The sequence below is a fragment of the Erysipelotrichaceae bacterium 66202529 genome (genome assembly GCA_017161075.1).
Classification (GTDB): domain Bacteria; phylum Bacillota_I; class Bacilli_A; order Erysipelotrichales; family Erysipelotrichaceae; genus Clostridium_AQ.
This window is the reverse complement of the sequence record CP046174.1, coordinates 2,934,542-2,956,022: the sequence shown is the minus strand read 5'-3', so window position 1 is coordinate 2,956,022 and position 21,481 is coordinate 2,934,542. Positions and strand designations below refer to the sequence as shown.

Below are 21,481 nucleotides of genomic sequence, written 5' to 3'. Positions count from 1 at the left end.
TTTGTTTAGATGCATGCTTACGCCTGTTCTTTTTTTGTAATCGTTATGCCGCCTGTGCTGAGAATACATACCAGAGAGAGGATTCCTAGCACATAAAGAGCATATTGTGTGGAGTGCATACGGGCCTGTGCATTGAGGCGGACAAGCTCCTGCTGCTCCTGTGGCTTCATGGGAATATCGGAAAGTGTGGAAATAAATGCTGTATCCGACATAAAGCTAACGTTTTTTGTTTCCTCCTGCTGTATGACAGCTGCGGATATTTGGTTATCCTTCTTCATGCCGCTGTCCAGATTGGCATTGATCGTGAATATCATCACCATACCCAGAACTGCAACACCGATTGCCTGTCCGACATTTCTTGCGGTTGCCTGTATACCGCCGGATTGCTGTGCATCACGCTCATTAACTGCCAGTGCGACTACATTGCTTGCCTGTGAGCTTAACATGCCCTGACCGACTCCGGCGATAATCAAACCGATATACATACCGATGGAGACACCGTTTTCCTGCAGGGATAATGCCATAGGGATGACAGATACAGCAAGCAGGATATAACCGATACGAAGAATCGTTTTCGGATGAATTTGCGCTGCGTACTTCGGTATTCCCATGGATGCCAGAAACATCGGAGCACCCACACAGATCATGGCGATTCCGGTTTGTACGGCATTAAAGCCACCGACTACCTGCAAATAGGGATTCACCAGCATGACCGTTCCACCCAGATACAGAAAGACGATTGCACTTGCAAATAGTCCGGCACGTACCTGTGCAGATTTCAGAAAGGAGGAAGGAAGCAGAGCACAGCCGTTTTTCTGCTCAATGCTTTTCTCCATAACGACCAGCAATGCAAGGACGATAATGCCAAGCGCAGCCAGCGGCAGGGAAGGGGAAATACCGAATACGGTAAACGGTGCCTGCAGCGGCGTAATTAAACCCCATACCGAAATTTTGGAAATTCCAATCAGAAACAGGAACAGTCCAAGAGCGGCAACAATGGTTCCGCGTACATCCATTTTCAGTCTTTGTGCGGAACGCTCCACATCGGGAATCGCATAGGAGCCAATCAGAATCAGCAGGAAGTAAACCGCGAGTGCTCCAAATGCAACACGGAAGCCAAAGGCATCCAGTAAAAAGCCTGCGACAATCGGTCCCGCAGCAGCGGCAATTCCGGTAGCGGCGCCGATGGCACCAAAGGCAAAGACACGCTCCTTTCCGCTATAGATTCCCGGAATCAAACCAAGAACGGAGGGAATCATAAAGCTGGCTCCAAGACCAACCAGCAATCTGCCGCCCCAGGTAAACATCACAACATTTGTAGAGATTGCCAGCATGAGCTCTCCTACGATTGCGAGAATCACACCGATGCGGAAATTCTTTTTCCAGCCGATAATGATTCCCAGCATACCTCCGGCAACCATAAAGGCTCCGGCACAGAGCGAATAGACCATGTTGGCAAGCTGAATATCATTCATACTTGCGTTCAGTGCGGTTATTAGTGAATTCGTTGCGACACTGAGCACTGCATTATCCCCGGATGTTCCAATTTGTGTAAACATTAGAACAATCAGTGGAAGATATATCATCTGTTTCTTTTGTTTTAGTACAGTTTCCATGTTATTGCCTCCTCAAATACTACTTACTTTCTATACCATAGACTATTATAGGCCTGTCTATGGCGTTGTTAAGTAGTAAAATTACCGGAACTGTGGTAAAATTTTTACATATAGAAGGCGGGAAAAATATGAACCAGCGACAGCGAAGAATGCTTCTGTATCTGTTATCACAGAAGCACTATCAGCCGATTCAGAGTATATGCCAGGAATTCGGCTTCAGCGAAAAAACGATACGCAACGATATCAAGGCAATCAATTCCTATCTACACAGAAACAGTGTAAATTCCTTTATAGAGGCAAAACGGGGCAGCGGTGTGCGGATGCAGCTGCAGGAGCAGGAGGAGGAATATGTCCGCTATATTCTGGAGTCCAGAGTGCTGGAAATCAAGCCGGATCTGGATCGGTTTTATCACGGTATGATCCTTTTACTGTTTACACAGGATGTATATACGATGGATACACTTGCCGATGAGCTGTATACCAACCGGCTGCAGCTTAAGGAGGATTTGCAATGCTGGGAGAGTATGCTGCGCATGTTCCAGTTGAAAATAGAAAAAGGTACGCATCTGCACATTGCCGGAGAGGAGCAGCAGATTCGTCTGTTTGTTCTTTATTATTTTTACCAGCGTGCAGATAAGGCGATGATCATGAGCATAGAGCCGGTATTCCTGCAGGAGCATAAAGCCCTGTTCCGCAGGATTCTTCATATTTATGAGGAAGCCTATCAGCAGCGCTTTACAGCAAATGCACTGCATCACTTCAGTATATATCTTGGCATCATGATGAAGCGGATTCAGATGGGGCATGGGCTGCGGGACGCAGTATGCTATAAAGGAAATGAAACTGTACACAGGCTGCTGCAGGAGTATTTTCACATGGATGTCAATGCGTTGGAAATGCAGTTTCTGGAACAGATGATCGAAAGCGGTGCACGGCAGTGGAATAGAAGCATGCTGCATAATTTTGCTCTTACTAAGGAAACAAAGGAGCTGGCTAACCGGTTTTTTAACGGATTGGTTCAGGAATATGGGCCGCTTGAGGATGAGGAGCTGCCGGTTTTGTTTTCCATATTGCTACAGACCGCAATACTACGCAGACAGCATGGTATGCGGGTGCTGCATTATCACGATAACCAGGTGAAATACGATTCCATGGCAGAATGTCTATGTGTGATGCGTTTGTTTCACAGGGATGCGGCATTGCAGGCGTTGCAGCTATATGAAAGTGAATATACCCGCTTATCCATGCTTCTCCTTCCTTATTTTCATCAGCTCAAGAAAACAGAACGGTTTCGTGCAGGCCTGATTGTAAATTGCTCGCTGGAGCTGGCATATTATGGACGCATGCGGATTACAGAGGCGATCGGACAGATTGATATCGCAAGAATCCTGACAGAGGATGAAATCGATGCTGCTGCGGATGAGGTGGATTTTTTCATCACCTTTGATTATCTGCACCAAAGGGTTCCCAACGTTGAAATCAGCAGTATGATTCAGGACAGTGATATACAAAAGCTGCAGCTTTATCTGAAACAGCTCAGACAGAGCCGTGCCATGAAGCAGCCCATCCCCTGTACCCATCATCGCCGCCATGCGGAGAATGAGGATGCACTGCATCAGCTGTTATATCAAAAGCTGCATGATCATTGTACGGACATGAGCTTTCATGAGTTTGTATCCATGCTTGCGATGCATCGTCTGCTGCTGCAGGACTGTATGCTGATCGTGCTGTATGATGAGCGTATTTCTGCTTCCTTTATCTCGATGCTGGAGCTTAAAAAGCAGCTGTATATCGAAGGAAAGGCAATCCAGCAGGTATGTCTGGCAGGCTTTGCAGTATCCGGCTATGAGCATTTGCAGGAGGATATCATCCAGCTAAAGGAGCAGCTGAAAAAGCTGCTGCCGCATTTCACATAAAAACAGGAAGCCGTCGATGATGCTTGCGGTTTCCTGTTTTTTTATATCCAATTATATGGTAAAGACATAATAAGCTTTTATGCTTAGGTACAGCTTTGTTACGAGGAACAGGCAGTCTGTACATCTATGGAAAAGAAATAAGGTGCTTTCTTATTCTCAGGATTTTCCTGCTTCCTGCTCTCTCATGTATACGGATACTCTAAAGGGAGTAAATTACTGCTTTTATACAATTATACATCGGAAAGCTTATCCCGGATATTCTCTGCATCAATTTCTTCAATGCGTAAAGCAGGCTTCCCCAGATAATAGCCCTGTACAAAATCCACACCCATGCGCATTAGCTGCTGAAGCTCTTCCTTAATTTCCACGCCCTCTGCGATTACCCGGATATTTTGACGATGTGCGAAGCTGATCATATTTTCCACCAGCTTCTGACGGGTTTCATCCTTATGGATATCCCGCACAAACATCATATCAATTTTGATATAATTCACCGCTACATTCAACAATGTGGAATCATTGCTGTAGCCGCTGCCGAAATCATCAATCGCAATATGGGCATTCCAATGCTTTGCAAATTGCTGCTTGGTTTCCAGATAATGCTGTTCAATTTCATCGGTTTCTATCATTTCAATGACAAGGAGCGGCAGATATTCCGTGTATGCCTGCTCCAGACTGCGGGTCAGATCATCCAGCATAGGAATGCTTGGAATGGAATTGATAAACAGACGGGCCTTCGGGAAGGTTTCATGAAATGCATGAAACTGTGCTATGGACTGTGTCCAGGTCATAAATTCCACACGGTACAGCTGACTCTGCGAACGGGCAACCCGCAGAATATCCACCGGTGATGTAATGATGGTGCTACGTGGACGCATCAGCGCTTCAAATGCGTAGATGCTCTTTGTTTTCAAATCGACGATTGGCTGGTAGGCATAGCTGACCAGATTATGATCCAGAATCTCATTCAGCTCATTACGTCCGCTGAGCAGCAGCTTGTCCTTATGATATGTGCTTGCCTTGAATTGTTCAATACCACCCTTTTGTGTACTCTTTATGGAGTACATGGCGAAGTCCGCATACTTACTAAGTGTATCAAAATCCTTTGCATTTCTTGGATACCAGGCGATACCGGCAGACAGCCGGATCCGAATCTGTTCCTCTCCGGTAAAGGTGATCGTACCGGAATTGATCTGGCGGTGCATTCCCTCCACAAGAGCAAGGATTTCACTTTCCTTTTGATAATGGTGGAAGAAGACAAGGAATTCATCCCCTGCCATGCGGGATACGATACAGCGTGAGGAGGTCAGCTTTTGCAGGTAGCGTGCAGTTGCACAAATCAGCTGATCCCCGGCATCATGACCATAGGTATCATTGATAACCTTCAGATTATCCAAATCCCATAAAATCATGGCGCATATTCCGCAGCCTTCACACTTTAAGACCGTTTCCACACGGGAACGGAAGGCTCTTCTGTTAATAAGCTGTGTAAGGACATCATGATCACGCTCGTAGGTCAGCTTCTGCTTTTCGCGGATTTCATCACTGACATCCATGACCACAATAACGTGTGTCCCTTCATGTTCAGAAAGAATGAAGCGCAGCCATGTTTCATGATCCTCACTCTGATGAGAAACTACATATGTCTGTACCTGCCGTCCCTCCTGCCATTCCTCTTTTTCTTCAAAAACCTCGGTTCTTGTCTTAAAGCTCTCAATTTCACGGTTAAATTCATCCCTTGTATAGGCCGTCCGCTTTCTGTTCTGGAAGCAGAGCAGATGCGGTATTTCCTCGGTACAGTAAATCAGGCCGGAATCGTAGACCTCGATCGCACCGATTGGCATATCCAGCGCATGAATTACCTGGGAGAGACGGGATTCCGCCGTGGACAGATTACGGCTGAGATCCTCAATGGAGGAAGCAAGCTCGTCAATCTCCAGAATGTTAACTCTTGGCAGAGCCATTTCATTGCTTGGATCAAAGCTTTTCAGCGCGCCTGCAAGCCGGGCAATCGGATGGGAGAATTTCATACTCGTAAACAGTGCAATGATAAAGGCGAGTACAATTGAGCCCATCATCGTCCACAGAAAGGTTTTCTGAAGCCGGATCGCACTGCTGTATAGTGCATTATATTCCAGCGTTCCAATCAGATACCATTCCTGTTCTACAAACGGTGTATTGCTTTCATACAGATGCAGCTGCTCCTGCTGCATAACCAGCTCCCGCTCATCTATGCGCAAAGAGGATCCCCGCTCTCCCTCAGCCTCCTCCAGCTTAAAATGCTTGCCGACAGGAAAGAGACTGCGATAGGTGGGGCCGTTGCTGTAAATAACCTCATAGGTACTGCTTCCCTTTTGCTTGCGTGCCAGCAGATAGGCATTGCTGGAATCATCGTTCAATTCCTCATAGGGAAGATATTTCTTTAGAAAATCCAGGGAAATCTCAACTCCGGCAACGCCGTACACCTTGTGGTCACTACTGATCAGGGGAAAGGAATAGGTGATAAATTCTGTTTCATAGCTTTGAAAACGGATGCTGTCTCCCCAGTAGCCGTAGCTTTTGATATTCTCTGTTGGATTTTCTACTGCCGCAAGATACGGCTGAAAATAAAAGCCGTCATTTTCATCCTCCCGGGTTAGCTTCATGGAGGTTTTCCATTCCGAATGCAGGGGATAGCCCGCCTGCTTCAGTGCCGTAGCATTTCCAAAGCGTGCGATAATATCACTTTTATCATTATAGGTATCTCCGGGCGTCCCATCTGTCAGATAATACGCCGGATACGTATCCGTATGAAAAACATCCTTATCAAAAATCACATACGAACCGGTGATATATTTCAGCTTGGAGAACGCCTCCATTTTATCCAGAACAGCCTTAGGCAATTCTATTTGTGACGGATTCGCGGCAGCACTCTGATATACCTTTTCACATTCCGATAACAGCTCCTCGTAGTTTTCCTGCTGATAAATATCGGTAGTCATGATTTCCTGAAGATCGGATACACGGAATTTCACCCGTTGATGAAACAGATGATAGGAGATATCCTTCAGGCTGGAGATGGTTCCGCCGGCAAAAACCGTTCCCATGAAGATCAGACAGATTGCCGCACCGGTCAGTGTCAGTGTAATCAGCAGTCTGCGAAACAGGGAATTCCTTTGCATTATGCATCACTGTCCTTCATCTTTGCATTGATATCCTTTGTGATCTGTGTAAACCATTTCTCGAAATTAGCATCGCTGAGATAGGGCTTTACTGCCTGCTCGTGGCTGGTACCGTTCTGCACTGCCTTTTTTACAGCCGCAGCATCCGCACTGCATTTTTCATTCAATGCGGTTTCTAGGTAATTGCGGATTCCATAACTGCCGTCAAAGGATTTCTGTGAGGTCAGTGTGCTTTCGGATACAGTTTCCATTGAGGTTTTCACAATATCCTTTACTAGCTGATTGGCGGTAATCTTTTCTTCTTTTGTAATCGTATTCCAGGACGCAAAGGAATTGGCGTCCTTTTTGACCGGCAGATAGGAGGATTGTACAGAGAACAGTGTATTTCTCTCCTTTTCTGTGAACCATTTCAAAAACTGGATGGATGCATATTCCTGTGTTTCATCGCTTTTACTAATTGCCATTCCCGCTCCCTGCGTGATGGCGTAGCTTTTTTTACCTGCGAAATTTGGAACGCGGCGTACGATATAGTTCACATCATAGCTATTTCCATCACTGCCTACGATTTCATTTGGAAAGAAGGTTGCACCAGCTGAGGAAGCCACACATGCAATGATATCCTCTGTTTTCATATCATCACTGGCAAAGCGTCCGTTTTTCGCATAATACCCCTTCACAAAAGGAATATAATACTGATCCCAGAGCTTGCGCATGGTTTCCTTACTGACGGTGAAGGAGGCCTTTTGACCGGATATGGTAAATAGCGGTGTCCCCAGCTGTTCACTTCCGGCATTGAGATAATTCATCAGGGCATCTCTTCCAAAGAAGGATTTTCCTCCACTGTATGTATAGTATTTTTCCGAAACAGAGGTGAGTCCCTCCCAGGTATCCAGATCGGACAGCGACACCTGCTCCTTTTTCGCAAAGTCATCCCATATATTTTTATTTATGACCATGATTTCCGTTGCTTTCGCAATCGGGAAGATATTTACATATTCATGATCGTACAAACTGCCGTCCTTCATATAATCATCCACGTACTCCGCCATCTCCTCATCGGACATATAATCGTTTATGGCTACCAGCTTATCTGCCTTTTCCATATCCTCAGCAGTATCTCCATAGGCAGCGAATATATTTGGCAGCTCCGGCGCATTGACCTTTTTGTCTAACGAGCTTTTTAAATCTGTGGATATGTTGGAAATACTTCCTTTCGCAACAGCGTCTACATTGATTCCCTGTTTCTTTCCCTGTGTTTCATTAAATTCATCCACAAGCTCATCAAATGCCTGTTTCTGTGAACCGCTGTAATAATGCCAGAGCGTTAGTGTGACCGGCTTATCTGGATCCAGCCCATGATCGTTGCTGGAGCATCCCTGTAACAATACAGCAGATGACAGGAGCAGACATGTGGATATAAGTCTGATTTTTTTCATGAAAATGTCCTCCCTTTCATGGTTTTTGTCTATTTCATTATACCACATAATATTCCATATTTGTTTCCACATACGGAAAAGCTGTCATTTCCGAAAAAAAGATGTTCCGATAGGGACAAGGTATCGTGATTAACATTAAAAACAAGGATGAAAGAGGAGCGCTTTGCTTGTGGCATCATTATTTTAGGGGATGACAAGAGCAATTTCTTCCTTCGCCTGTTAAAAATCATGAAGACAGGTCATGAAAAGCTTTCTCAGGTAGAAATAATGGCTTTATAAAGCGGGAGCTACGATTCACAGTTTTTAAAATATATGGATGAAAACACAATGGTACAGCTTGCATAAAATGAACAATACATGCTGTTTTTCTCTGCTTCTGATGAAAAACAGGGAAGACTGCGTTGACTGTGATCCATTATGGAAGGGATACAGTATGGATGAATTATGAAATACTTATATGAAAAATTTATGACAGATGGAGCTAAGAACTGAAAACGATACGCGCAGTTTCCTTTAAAGCACCACTTTATATAAAGGATTTCCTATTCGTCAAAAATATTATGGAGCTGTAGAAAAAAGAGATTATATAGATAACAAAAAAAGTCAAAGGAGGAGCGGGATAACCTTCTCAGAAAGCATTGTATATTGAAGTTTCATATGATTGTTCTTAAGCTGTAGGGATGTTTTTGCATTGGGAGATATTAAAAAGAATTTATATTTTATTAGATAAGGCAGGCCAGTACCACTTTGTGAACAATTCCCTGATAATCATTAACAATTCCTCATCACTCATTTCTTGCGGATGCTGTAATTGATGGATGATAGCAGAAAAGATTCCATTAAAATAGATATCCATAATAACACGATTATGAGCAGAAGCATCTTCAGGCGCGTTCAATGATTGCTGTAATCGCTGCTGCAATCTTCTTATAAATGAAGCTCGATTAGCTTCGCTTAGAATAATTCCCAGGAGTTCTTTGGAATCGTAAAAGTGTTCGAGAATAATCTGAAAAAAACGATCATCTAAAGTGGGGGATAGTAACACCTGTGGTAGAAGAACAGAGAGAATTCCATCAATAAACTGATCTTCTGCATATTCGATTAGTTCAAAGACATCTTCAAAATAGCGATAAAATGTAGTACGGTTATAACCGGCAAGATTTGTTATTTCCTTGATTGTGATTTTGTATATATTCTTTATTTCTGCAAGACGAAAAAATGCAGTAATAAACGCTTCTCTTGTAGCATCTGTTTTTTCGGGCTGTTTGTTCATGATTTCCTTTCCTATATCATGCGACACATGCTTATATTTGTTGCTTGATGATATGCCGCCATGTCACTATAATATGAATTATACAACATATGTCGCATAAAAGAAAGGGATGATGAATAGATGAAAAAAGATAAACTATATCAATGGTGTGACCAGCTTTGGTTACATGTACTGTATGGAATAGGTATCATGATGAGCTGCTTTTTAATAGTAGGATGGTCTGAATCATCGATTCCAAGTAAATTGATGTATTTGCTTACAATCATGGTTCCATTACATGTGTTTGAGGAAAACACACTGCCAGGCGGTTTTTTCTTTATGAACAATCTGGGGCAGAAATCGGATAAGCCTATGATGTATCCTCAAAATATGATGACCAACATGATTACCAATCTTGGCGCTGAAATAGTGTTTATTACAGTACTTATCTTTGCTGATTATATTCCCAATTCAGCAGTTGTGGTCGTAATAGTATTTGGATATGCAGAATGCATTCATCACACTATGGATGGTATTCGAATGTACAAAAAATATGCAGGCAGAGGTAAAAAGACCATTTACGGCCCGGGTACAATTACATCCTTTGCCGGATTGATACAGTTAAGTACATACGGTTTGGTATGGTTAACAAAACAGAGTGTAGGTGTAAATGAGGTGATTATTGGAATCGGGATAATCTTATTTGTTGTGATTGGACTGATTTTGATTCCGTTTCAAATATCAAAACGACTGCGGAGTCAACGTTTTGCATTTCATAGTAAGGGATATTTTGAAAAATACGAAAAAATATAAGGAGGAAAAAATGGAAAATCAGGTATTAGAAGCATTAAAAACGAGAAGAAGCGTGAGAGAATACAGTGATCAGATGGTGGAGCAGGAACAGCTTGATGCTATCATGGAGGCTGCAACGTATGCACCGACAGGGATGGGACAACAGTCGCCTGTTATCGTACTGGTAAAGAACAAGGAAATTAGAGATAAAATATCGAAACTGAATGCGAAAGTAATGGGAAGAGATATTGATCCATTTTACGGAGCACCTGTAGTTGCCATTGTCTTTGGGAATAAAAAATCTGTTCCTACCTGGCTGGAGGATGCAAATCTTGTTGCGGGGAACCTATTGAATGCGGCTCATGCAGTTGGTGTGGATTCTTGCTATATCTATAGGGCAAAGGAGGTATTTGAATCGGAAGAAGGACACAAGCTGTTAAAAGAGTGGTGTCTTAATGCAGACTATGTTGGAGTAGCCAATTGTATTTTGGGATATGGGAAGGGTGAAATGCCTGTTGCAAAAGAACGAAAAGCAAACTATATAATTGAAGTGTAAATCTATTAGCATAATTATAAACAGGAGGTACAGAACGTAAAAGGAGTGATTCTCATTCGGTGGATTACTCTTTTTCTTTATGGGAAGTATTCTAATTTTAACACATTTTAAAGTAAGAAAAATTTAAAATCAAATAGGGCTTTTTTCCGTATTAAATGATGATCAGTTAAGAATAAAAAAGCTTCAAAACCCTTATAAATAAAGGCTTTGAAGCGTTAAATTCAATGGTGCGGGCGACAGGACTTGAACCTGCACGCGCGAAGCACTAGATCCTAAGTCTAGCGTGTCTGCCAATTTCACCACGCCCGCATGAGTGAATGCCATATAATAATACAATAAAAATAGCCATTTGTCTATAAGAAAATCGATTTTTTCAACCTTTTCAGATGAAAAGGGTTATTGTTCACCTATGTATAAGAAACAGCTTTAATTTCATAATACATAAATGCATGACTTGGTTAACAGTCTGGTAAAAGAATCGAGCAGATGTATTTTTAATTGCCAATAACATCACTTGAAAATATATATTATGAAAAATATAAAGAATTTTTCTAATTTTTTAGGAATTTTACATTTTCCTTACGTATGTAATAGTGTAAAGCATAAGACTGTATACGAAAGGATGTGAAGAATATGCTTACAAAAGATGTAACAGAGAATAAAGAAATGAAGGTAGAGGTGCAGGAACGACTGAAATATGATAACGATATATTTTTTAAGTTCGCTCTTGGCACAGAGGATGAAGATGCTGCTTTTATCCGTAACACCATTATTGAACGAGTGACAGGAATCCATCCTAAGGAAAGTACCGTATTAAATCCTAATCTGGATCCTGCTATACTCAAAAAGAAAAAAATGGTATTGGACATCCGTGTGAAGGACAGCGAAGGAAGAGAATACGGCATCGAAATGCAAACCACCTATTCAAAGCAATCAGAGTTGAAACGATTTGAACTGTACGGAGCCAGAATGTTATCGAATCAGCTCGATAGCGGAGAAAGGTATTATGATCTTCTCCCTGTTTATCAAATTATCTTTCTTGATTCCTATGCAGAACACACGAAGAAGTTAATTGATGCCTATCAGATGAGAAATGCGGAAGGAGAAGTAGAAAGTAAGCGTAGTTTAATGAAGAGGATTTACATCTATCTGCCGGAGATAAATGCAATCGTTAAGCGCAAGGGATTTGAGAAGCTGAATGACTTTGAACAACTGTGCTACCTGTTTAAAAATAATGATGAAGATGGTATACTAAAAACAGAGGAAAGGCTGGTGAAGAAGGTAATGGAGAAGTACAGGAAATTTCAAGATGCAGAAGACCTCTGGTCGATAGCGATGGCAACGCAGATACAGGAACAGCGTGAAAAAAATGCCATTTTGGATAGTTTCAAGGATGGTGTTGAACAGGGGCAAAAAGAGGGTGAAAGAATATTGTTAAATCGACTGCTGGTAAAAAAATATCATGAAGACTGCTCAACATGGCTATGTTCTTTAACGACGGAACAGATCGATCTTGTATCCAATTTGTTATTCACCTGTGATACCTTGCAGGAACTAAAGGATCAGCTTACGGACAATAAATAATACATATAAAGCCACAAAAAAACTGTTTAATGTGAACGAAAACAGTTTTTTTAATGCAATTCTTATACGAGATGTTTATGAACCAGAGCCTCAAGTTATGCTGATTTTATCAGGGGATACAGTATAGTATAAATAAGAATAGGTAATCATGCTCTTTTGATTCATCTGATGTCTATTCTATATAGGTGATTCATAACTTTAAGATAAATAATGGAACAATTCACAAAAAAACCTAGCAAGGTATTAACGAAAGTATTTTTATATAATCATATCGGTGAAAAAGGGCATAGAATGACTACAGCAGGTCTTTCTCTAAGGCGCTTTTCATAACGCTCTTCCTAAATTTTATCTTTTATCGATGAATAATAACTGAAAAACGTATGCTTTTTCTTATGTACTATGCCATATGCTCATTTCTGCAGCTGTCTGGCTGAGAATCTGTTTTGTATATTCTATAGGAAACCATTCCTGCTGTATTATTTTTATCAAGCTTATTGACACCGAAACCTAATGGGCATAAGATGTGTACAGAGTATCCTTTATAAGGATTAAAAAGTGAGGTATGTGATATGAGCGTACGCTATGGTATGATTTCCGTTGCGTCTATAACCGATCGATTTATGCATGCAGTCCTGGAAAACGGAGATGTCATAACAGCAGTAGCATCTCGATCGCTTACCAAAGCAAAACAGAAGGCTGATCAATACGAGATAAAAAGGGCATATAGCAGTTATGAGGATGTCTACCGTGATAATGATGTCGATATCGTCTACATTGCTGTAAATAATGCAAATCACAGCAGGGAAGTAAAAAGAGCGCTCCAGCATGGAAAGCATGTTCTGTGTGAAAAGCCCATCGCACTTTGTGCTGAGGATGTAGAGGAGCTGTTCACCTATGCGAGAAAACAGGGCCTGTTTCTAATGGAAGCACAGAAGAGCCTGTTTCTGCCTGTAACACAGGTCGTACGGACGCATATACAAAAGCAGACACTGGGCAGGCTGCATCAGATTGAAATGAGCGCCAGCTTTCCGAATCCTACTGCGGCATGGATGCATGATCCCGCACAGGGAGGTGTTGTTTACGGCAGCGCCAGCTATACGATTGAATATCTGGACTATCTGCTTGCGCCGAAACAAATTCATACCTCCACAATGGGTACCAAAGAGGCAGGTGGAGCGTGCGATCGAATCAGCATGAATTTTCTGTTTGACGATATTCTGGTAAACAGCAGAATATCTATGAACGGGCCTACACAGCACCATGCGATCTTTTATTTTGAAAAAGGATATATTCATGTACCGGATTACTGGAAAGCCAGAGAGTATACCCTTGTCAAGGGGAAGGATCACCAGCGCTTTACCTTTCCCTGTCTGTATGAAATGAAATACGAGGCTGCACATGTGCGGGAATGCCTGAAAAACGGATGGCAGGAAAGCCCTATCATGCCTGCGAATCGCAGTATTCGCTGCTGCTCTATCGTGGATAATATCATGCAGCAGCTGGAACAGGTGTACATAGAAGAAGGGAGGTAAAAAGATATGATTTATAAACTGGAGCATCCGGAAGTCGCAGAGAGCCTGTTTGTAAACGAACAGGACACAATGATTCTTTCCTGTTTGCAGAATGTCATGGGAGCTGTATATGCAGACGATCCCATTCACCCGGACTCCGCGATGGCTGTACTTGGTGTCTTCTGCTTTTTCGCTGGAAAAGCAAATCGTGCGCTTGTACAGTTTAAGCCGGAAGCATATCCGATTCCTTTTATAATTATGTCGGCGTCAGATGCTTCCTGGAAAGCGCTGATAAAAGAGTGCTATGGAAATAAGGTTAAAGAGGTTGTACGCTATGCAATAAAAAAGGAAAAGGATGTATTTTCGAAAGAACGGCTGCAAAGGCTTGTCGATGGTCTGAGCAAGACCTATGAAATCAAACTGATTGATAAAGAACTATTTGACTGGAGCAGAAAGCAGGACTGGTGCAGAGAATGGACTTCTCTGTATGCTGATTATGCGGAGTATCAGGAAAAAGGACTCGGCGTTGCAGTGCTGAAGGATCATCTACCGGTATCCGGTGCTTCCTCATACAGTTCCTATCGCGGAGGAATCGAAATACAGGTAGATACCAAAAAAGAATACAGAGGCTGCGGCCTGGCTTCGGCAGCCAGTGCAAAGCTGATTCTGGAATGTCTGCGGCGTGGCTGGTATCCATCCTGGGACGCGCATAATATTAAATCTGTTGGTCTTGCGGAAAAGCTGGGTTATCATTATGCAGGGGAATACAGCGTATTTGAAATACATGGATATTAAATGAAAAACTGCAGAGCTGCAGTTTTTTTATAGAGAATCGCAAGGAGGTGTTTTCATATAAGTGGCTTCTGATAATCCAAAGGCGATCATATGCTCGCGGATGATTTCCAGAATATGCACGTAGCACAGACACATTTGTGAGACAAAGCGCTCCTCATCGTTTTGTTCAAGGTATCGTACTGCCTGCATGCTTTTGCGGTTCAGCTCATTGAAATCCGGATTCTCTCCCGGATAAAAGGAATAATAATATCCCCAGCACAAGATTTTGCTCAGCTCCCGCAAAATAGTCTGTAATGCTGTTTGCTGTACATGCTGTGTAACCAGCTCTGTCAAAGAATCCAGTGGAATGCGGTTATCATATTGCAGCTTTTTATGAAGCTGCCTGATGGCTGTTTTGGTGATTGCTGGAAAGGCGGAGCGTGCTGCGGGCTTCATCGTGAGAATCATCAGCTGCAATCCGCTGAGATAGCGCATGATATCATCGCGATAGGCTTTACGACTCATGCATCTAGCTGCTGTTTCATCATCCTGCATACATACCGTTGTACCCTTTACATTTTTTGTTTTTGCATATCCTAGCTCATTCAAGGACGCAAGAGACTTGCGGATTGTCGCAACACTGACATGGTAGTGCTTTGCCAGCTGTGCCTCACTTGGCAGCAGCGTCCCTACAGGAAGCTTACCAGTACCGATTTGATCAATTAGCTCTCTGGTGATCTGTACATGCAGATGGTCTCTGCCACGGTCGGAATGCCAGGAAAAGAGATCGTGCTGCTCTGTGATCTTTGGATATTGCATGGAGAGTGCATGCAGCTGAAGCTGTACCGCATGCTCTATGGAAGCATAAAACCGGGTAAGTCTTTCTCTGCTTTCCTGTGCCTGTCTGTTTACCATCGGCTCCTGTACCCAGGCAATGCTGTGAAACTGACAGCAATCCCGCACAAGCTGTGTGAACTGCTTTTCCTCAAAAAAATAAAGTGGTCTCGCATATAGCTCCAGGCTTGAAAACAAATCACGGAAAAACAGATTGTGCGTCTGATCCAGCAGAGCATAGAAAAAACGAAGCAGAGTCTTCCATCGGCTGTTCATTGGTTTATGCGCGTTAGCATGCAGTGTCCTTGACCACTGCTCCAGCATATAATCGGTACTGACCTGTGTACAAAATGTGAGGATTTGCGGCATCAGCAGGGTCATGGTCGCATAGACATCCAAAATGGACTGTTTATGCTCCAGCAGATAAGTGATCATGGCTTCCTTCTGTTCACGACTGCTTTGCTTATAAGCGACAAGAATGGGTTTGCGTTCTTCCGTTTGAATATAGCCTTCCTCTTTCAGGCGCTGAAGAACATCCCGTACAGTACGGATTCCCACATGGTACAGCTCACTCAGCCTGGTGATGGAGGGCATTCGGGAGCCGTATGGTAATTGTCCGCTGATAATCTGCTCGCGCAGATTCCGGTACAGGTATTCAAAAAGAGTTTCCTTTACTTGCATAAACTCACCTCGTTATCCATTGTATTTTATCATATTGTTATGCGTCTTACTATATGTATACGTACACAAAAATAATCTTGCGTTTTTGTTGTGCCATGATAAAATTCTGCTGAAAACAGACAGGAGGCAGAATGATGAAGGTATTTGGCTTACAAACGGGTAGGAATGATTTACTGCTTATCCTTTGTATTGCTGTGATATTCATAGTACTGCTTCTGCTTTATATGGGGATGCAGAAGCACAGATACCGGCTGGAGTGTCACAGACTCAGGGAAGCTGCAATTCATGATAACTTAACAAAGGGCATGAATCGCATCGGGTTTCAGAAGCAGCTGGAGAAGCTGCTTTCCCGGCAACCGGATATCACGGCTGCGCTGATTCTTTTGGATGTTGAAAATTTTAAGCTGATCAATGATCAATACGGAATGAAAGCAGGGGATGATCTGCTGAAGCTCATCTATGAAGCTATACAGCAGAATCTGCATCCCGGTGAATATGCGGCACGGGGAGAAGCGGATTGTTTTTTTCTGTTTTTGCGCACCTGTGACAGGGAGCTGATCCGGCAGCGAATCTGCAGCATACAGGATTTCATAAATAGGAAATCTGATAAGCTGTCAGTACCCATGGATATCCGGCTGAAGCAGGGAGCCTGTGTGCTGGATGGTACTCAGACTGCTTTCACTGTGCTGCAGGATCGTGCCCGCTTTGCGCTTCACCGGTATGTGTATGGAAAAGGATGTGTATATTACAGTGAAGAGCTGCTGCGTCCTATGCAGCGGGAAAAGCAGTTGAACAGCATCTTTCTGACATCTCTTCAACAGCACGATTTTCAGCTGTATCTGCAGCCCAAGATATCACTCAAAGAAGGTGTGTGCCATAGCGCGGAAGCACTGGTACGCTGGCAGCATCCGCAGCTAGGCAGCATCTATCCATCGGAATTCATTCCGGTTTTTGAAAAGAGCGAGCATATCCTGGCTCTGGATTGCTATATGTTTGAGGAGGTTTGCCGCTATTTGCACTCCCGTAGCAATGCAGGACTGCCGCCTCTGTCTGTCTCAATCAATTTATCACGCCGACATTTTCACGATTTGTCATTCCTACAGGACTATGCCGCAATCAAACAGCGGTATGGTATCGCCGATGCACAGATTGAGCTTGAACTAACGGAATCCATGTTGTTTAATCAGGAACAGATCGCTGTGGTACAGCAGGCGGTAGTACAGATGCATGAGCTTGGGTTCTGCTGTTCACTGGATGATTTTGGTGCCGGCTTTTCTTCTCTTGGCCTGTTGAAAAGCTTTGCTGTGGATGCCATCAAATTAGACCGGATATTTTTTGAGGATATTCACAATTCAAAGGCAAAGGATATTTTGCACTGTCTGATTGATTTGGCCCAAAGACTGCACATTCGCATGATTGCGGAGGGAATTGAAACAAAGGAGCAATTGGAATTTCTAAATTCAACGACGTGCGATATGGCACAGGGCTATTATTTTTCCAAACCGCTGCCACCTGCACAATTTGAAGCATGGCTTATACAATTCAACCAGCGTGCAAAAGTCAATGCTGGTAAATAGCCACCTCTGTATGTTACACAGGTATACAAAAGAAGCATTACAATCACCGCACTGGGTGTCGTAATGCTTCTTTACTTTGTCTGATAGAAATAACTAATAAGGCTTTTTTCATGCTCAGGAAGCAGCTTCCGCTTCCAGCCGCTGATAAAAATCCTCCACGCTGCACGGCTTTGCATAGATGAAGCCCTGTACCATATCACAACCGGTATCCTTCAGCATATCCAGCTGCTGTGTATATTCGATACCCTCAGCTACCACCTTCATATCCAGCTGCTTCGCCATGGTAATCATACTTTTTAATATTGTTTTGTTTCGTTCCACATGGCTGCTCTGATCGAAGAATACACGATCCAGCTTCACCACATCCACTGGCAGATCCTTTAAGGCGTTTAGGGAGGAATACCCGGAGCCGAAGTCATCGATGGAACAACAGAAGCCGTTTTGCCGCAGCTTTTCCAAAATATTGAAAATTTCTTTTGTATTCTTCAACAGTATGCTTTCCGTAAGCTCCAGCTCAATGATACCATCCGGTATATGATAGCGGTTTTTGATCGCTATATAGGAATCAGCGAAATCCTCCTGATATAAATGAATACGGGAAACATTAACAGATATCGGTACAATGCATTTCTTTTGTGAAATTCTCTCCTGTATCGTCTGACATACCGATGCAAATACAAACGCATCCAGCTTACGAATGAAGCCGTTCTTTTCAAACAGTGGAATAAATTCAGCCGGACTTGTGTAGCCACTGCCAGAGCGCTGCCAGCGAAGCAGCGCCTCACCGCCAAGGATTCTGCTGCCATCCAGTGAATACTTCGGCTGTATGACATGCAGGAACTCACCATCCTTCAAAGCCTGCTCCATGTGCTGCTCCATTTCCGCATCCCGCAACAGTAGCTGGCGCATTTCCTGGTTATAAAACTGCCATGCGGTTGCAGAATCATCGTGTATGCTCGTTTGTGCCATACGTGCCCTGTCAACAAGTGTACTGATTGTGCTGTCTGTATCAGCATCCTCCTGCAGGCAGACACCGATTCGTAAATGTATTTCATGGGCATGATCGATCCCGTTTGCTGTAAGCTCCAGAATCTTTTTGCACAGCGCAATGACTCTTGCACGGCTTTTATAAGGAATCAGCAGAATGAAATCATCCCCGGAAATGCGGCAGCTGATTGCCTCCTCCTGTGCAACACTGCGCAGAATATCCGCTACAAACAGCAGTACCTGATCTCCATATCCGTAGCCTTCCATATCATTCAAAAGCTTAAAGCCCATAATATCCAGATATAAAACAGCTACCATGCGCTCCTTATCCTTTAGCAGCAGTTGTCCGTCAAGCAAAAACTTTTCATACCGATACAGTCCGGTCAGTTCATCATAGAAGGCGAGCTTTTCAATTTCCTTTTGATGCTTTTTCCGGCTGTGATGATACAAAAATCCAATACCGGCCATACAAAGCATGATGAGCAAACATAACAGAATGCTCTGCTTGATAATGCTATCGGCCTGCTGCATGATGATGCGGTTTGGTATGATGGAAACAATATTCCAATTATCCCCGCTAAGCAAGGGTACATAGCAGAATATATAGTCTTCTCCCTGATACTGAAACTGAACAGCTCCGGTTTTGGAATCCTTTAATCGTGTTTTAAAGATATCCAGATCCGTTTGGTCATTACCCTGCAAATCGATGATATCAAACAGGTTCTGAAAGGTGCGGTTACTGTTTGGATGAAGGGAACGTATTACGACATCGCCCTCCTTATTTACCACATAGGAGAAGCCTGTCTGATCGAAAAAGGAAAGAGAAAAGCGTTCTGTCATCGTGGATAAGGGTCTGGTTTTCTGCGCCAGTCCTTCGGTTCCATCCTGAAAGGTGAAGCGCTCATAGACGCCAATCGTCTTTACACCTGTATATCCATCCAGAAACGGACTGCGAATACTGGTACCGCTTAAAGCAAGCATGGTATTTATCTGCTTTTGTTCCATACGGGGAATGGACTCCGGCAGATTGGAATAGGTATAGCCGCTAGCGAGATCACTGCAATAAAATGCTGTATTTTCTTCCTCGAAAATCTGAATGATCGATTGAATTGTTTTTTTATCCGATGCCTTTGTTTCCTTTAATTCCTTCACAAATAAATGCAGAGTATCGTAATCCTTTTCTATATACGTATCCAAAGCATGTGCACCCTGCTGTGTTACCTCAATGATATCCGTGACGGATTTTTCCCATAAAAGGGATTTAACATCTGATACAAAGGCAACCGAGGCTATCAGGATGCAAATGGCAGAAGCGATGGAAAATAAAATGAAAAAGGAATGTTTAGTCATTGCTTTCATGATATGCATCCTCTCGTATCTGTGTCAGCTGCTTTTGCAGATCCTTTGTCACGGTTTCGCTGTCCTCGTGCTGTAAAAGCTGCTGTGTACTGGATCGCGTAAGATTCCAGATTGGATAAATCAGCGTATCATCGGCACCTATCACACTTCTGCCATTGGTGAGATAGGGCCCCAAAGATTGAATTGCGATATCATCCGCCAACTGCTCATCCTTTAAAGGGCTGAAGGAGCTTTGACTGTTTACAAATTTCCAGAGGACATCCTTCTGTGTCAGATATTCCACAAATTCCTTTGCTTCCTTTACATGTGGACTGTCTGCATTCACACTGATTCTGGTATCAATATTGATAACCAGAGCACTGCCATCCTCCAGTATGGGATATGGATGTATGGAAAAGGTGAATTCCGGCTGTAAATCCCGCAGGCGCGGTGCTGCCCAGGCTCCACTGAGCATGAACGGCTGCTTCCCTTTTGCGAATAAAAGCAGGTCATCCTTTGTCTTTTCTGTTTTCAGGGCTTCTTCACAATCCACATAGCCGTGCTCAATCATTGTCTCCACAAGCTCGAAGCCAGGCTGCAGGGCCTTTGCCAGATCCTGCTCACCGCTGTTAAACTGCTGCAGCAGCTTATCTTTATCCTTTTGCTGATAGATGGGATACAGTCCCTTAGCCAGCACGACGGTTTTCAGGGAAATATCGTTGTTTGCAATGATTGGCGTTATTCCCTTCTGTTTAAAATAATCGCATACTTTCATAAATTCATCCAGATTCTCTGGAATCTTTTGTTTATGCTGCTTCAGCAAATCCTCATTGCAGTACAGACCGAACGCAGAAATCGAGGTAGGAACATAGTTTAAGGGCCCGTTTGCCTGCATTTGATGCTTCACAAGATCACTGAAGTTATCAAGGGTGGAAAGATCTGACAGGTCTGCCAGAGCCCCCTTTTTCTCCAGCTCCAGCATGGAGGCCTGATCGACCATGAAAATATCATCGCCGTTATGCGTGTCAATGCGTTTTTCAAGTATCTCATAATAGTCCGTACCCTTAATGCTTTCATATGTGATGGAAACACGGTTGTGCTGCTGCATATATGATTGCAGGCTGTCTTCTATAGCAGCGACATTGAGGGCTTCATATTTGTATCCGAAAAAAGTCAGCTTTGTTTCTGCTGACGATGCCTGTGTAATTTCCGGTTCATAGGTTGTAGCATTCTGCCGGCTGCACCCCGTTAAAAGAAGAACGGACAACAGGGATAGTAGTGTGCTGTTTTTCCAATTCATTTCCGTTCCTCACTTTCTAAAGCTGTCTGTAGCTACAGCTGGTAATATAGTTGCATGATGCCGGTTGTGTAAGTATTGTTTTAAACAATATTCTGTATGAAAATTGTAACATAGAAAGGCATTGAAAGCAATAAAACAGCAAGGATACTATGCTGTGAATGCAGGA

Annotated in this window: 14 protein-coding genes and 1 tRNA gene; 7 read left to right on the top strand and 8 right to left on the bottom strand. The window is 43.2% G+C overall.

What is annotated here, in order from left to right; all coding sequences use genetic code 11:
• Window positions 1-17: 17 nt before the first annotated feature.
• Window positions 18-1,616: an MFS transporter gene (locus tag GKZ87_14130; protein QSI26541.1), complete on the bottom strand. Its 1,599-nt coding sequence runs from the start codon at window positions 1,614-1,616 to the stop codon at window positions 18-20.
• Between the two features lie 128 nt (window positions 1,617-1,744).
• Between GKZ87_14130 and GKZ87_14125 the strand changes: the two genes are divergently transcribed.
• Window positions 1,745-3,532, top strand: a complete 1,788-nt coding sequence (locus tag GKZ87_14125; protein ID QSI26540.1) for an HTH domain-containing protein — start codon at window positions 1,745-1,747, stop codon at window positions 3,530-3,532.
• A gap of 230 nt (window positions 3,533-3,762) precedes the next feature.
• On the opposite strand, the gene GKZ87_14120 is transcribed toward GKZ87_14125, so the two are convergent.
• The 3 genes from GKZ87_14120 to GKZ87_14110 form a co-directional block, all read right to left on the bottom strand.
• Window positions 3,763-6,693: an EAL domain-containing protein gene (locus GKZ87_14120; GenBank protein QSI26539.1), complete on the bottom strand. Its 2,931-nt coding sequence runs from the start codon at window positions 6,691-6,693 to the stop codon at window positions 3,763-3,765.
• Window positions 6,693-8,129 (bottom strand): extracellular solute-binding protein, encoded by a 1,437-nt coding sequence (locus GKZ87_14115; protein QSI26538.1) that lies wholly within the window; start codon window positions 8,127-8,129, stop codon window positions 6,693-6,695. Before GKZ87_14115 ends, GKZ87_14120 begins: the two co-directional genes overlap by 1 nt.
• Window positions 8,130-8,841: 712 nt before the next feature.
• The gene (locus GKZ87_14110) at window positions 8,842-9,402 is read right to left on the bottom strand and encodes a hypothetical protein (protein QSI26537.1); all 561 of its coding nucleotides are present in this window, start codon (window positions 9,400-9,402) and stop codon (window positions 8,842-8,844) included.
• A gap of 120 nt (window positions 9,403-9,522) precedes the next feature.
• On the opposite strand from GKZ87_14110, the gene GKZ87_14105 reads away from it, so the two are divergent.
• Complete coding sequence (locus GKZ87_14105) at window positions 9,523-10,194, top strand: HXXEE domain-containing protein (GenBank protein ID QSI26536.1); 672 nt, start codon at window positions 9,523-9,525, stop codon at window positions 10,192-10,194.
• A 10-nt stretch (window positions 10,195-10,204) separates the two neighbouring features.
• Entirely contained in the window at window positions 10,205-10,729 is a 525-nt protein-coding gene (locus tag GKZ87_14100) for a diguanylate cyclase (GenBank protein QSI26535.1), read from the top strand.
• Window positions 10,730-10,954: 225 nt separating this feature from the next.
• Here GKZ87_14100 and GKZ87_14095 read toward each other — a convergent pair.
• Window positions 10,955-11,038: transfer RNA gene (locus GKZ87_14095), tRNA-Leu, on the bottom strand.
• Window positions 11,039-11,395: 357 nt separating this feature from the next.
• Here GKZ87_14095 and GKZ87_14090 point away from each other — a divergent pair.
• From GKZ87_14090 to GKZ87_14080, 3 genes are all read left to right on the top strand, one after another.
• Complete coding sequence (locus GKZ87_14090) at window positions 11,396-12,313, top strand: Rpn family recombination-promoting nuclease/putative transposase (protein ID QSI27977.1); 918 nt, start codon at window positions 11,396-11,398, stop codon at window positions 12,311-12,313.
• Between the two features lie 569 nt (window positions 12,314-12,882).
• Window positions 12,883-13,845, top strand: a complete 963-nt coding sequence (locus tag GKZ87_14085; GenBank protein QSI26534.1) for a gfo/Idh/MocA family oxidoreductase — start codon at window positions 12,883-12,885, stop codon at window positions 13,843-13,845.
• A 6-nt stretch (window positions 13,846-13,851) separates the two neighbouring features.
• The gene (locus tag GKZ87_14080; protein ID QSI26533.1) at window positions 13,852-14,619 is read left to right on the top strand and encodes a GNAT family N-acetyltransferase; all 768 of its coding nucleotides are present in this window, start codon (window positions 13,852-13,854) and stop codon (window positions 14,617-14,619) included.
• A 27-nt stretch (window positions 14,620-14,646) separates the two neighbouring features.
• Here GKZ87_14080 and GKZ87_14075 read toward each other — a convergent pair whose 3' ends face one another.
• Window positions 14,647-16,113, bottom strand: a complete 1,467-nt coding sequence (locus GKZ87_14075) for a GntR family transcriptional regulator (protein QSI26532.1) — start codon at window positions 16,111-16,113, stop codon at window positions 14,647-14,649.
• 134 nt (window positions 16,114-16,247) lie between these two features.
• Between GKZ87_14075 and GKZ87_14070 the strand changes: the two genes are divergently transcribed.
• Window positions 16,248-17,690 carry an EAL domain-containing protein gene (locus tag GKZ87_14070; GenBank protein ID QSI27976.1) on the top strand — a complete coding sequence of 481 codons (1,443 nt, stop codon included), beginning with the start codon at window positions 16,248-16,250 and terminating at the stop codon, window positions 17,688-17,690.
• 114 nt (window positions 17,691-17,804) lie between these two features.
• Here the strand turns inward: GKZ87_14070 and GKZ87_14065 are convergent, their stop codons facing one another.
• Window positions 17,805-20,036: an EAL domain-containing protein gene (locus GKZ87_14065; GenBank protein QSI26531.1), complete on the bottom strand. Its 2,232-nt coding sequence runs from the start codon at window positions 20,034-20,036 to the stop codon at window positions 17,805-17,807.
• Window positions 20,020-21,315: an extracellular solute-binding protein gene (locus GKZ87_14060; GenBank protein ID QSI26530.1), complete on the bottom strand. Its 1,296-nt coding sequence runs from the start codon at window positions 21,313-21,315 to the stop codon at window positions 20,020-20,022. The genes GKZ87_14065 and GKZ87_14060 overlap by 17 nt, the downstream gene beginning before the upstream one ends.
• Window positions 21,316-21,481 lie beyond the last annotated feature (166 nt).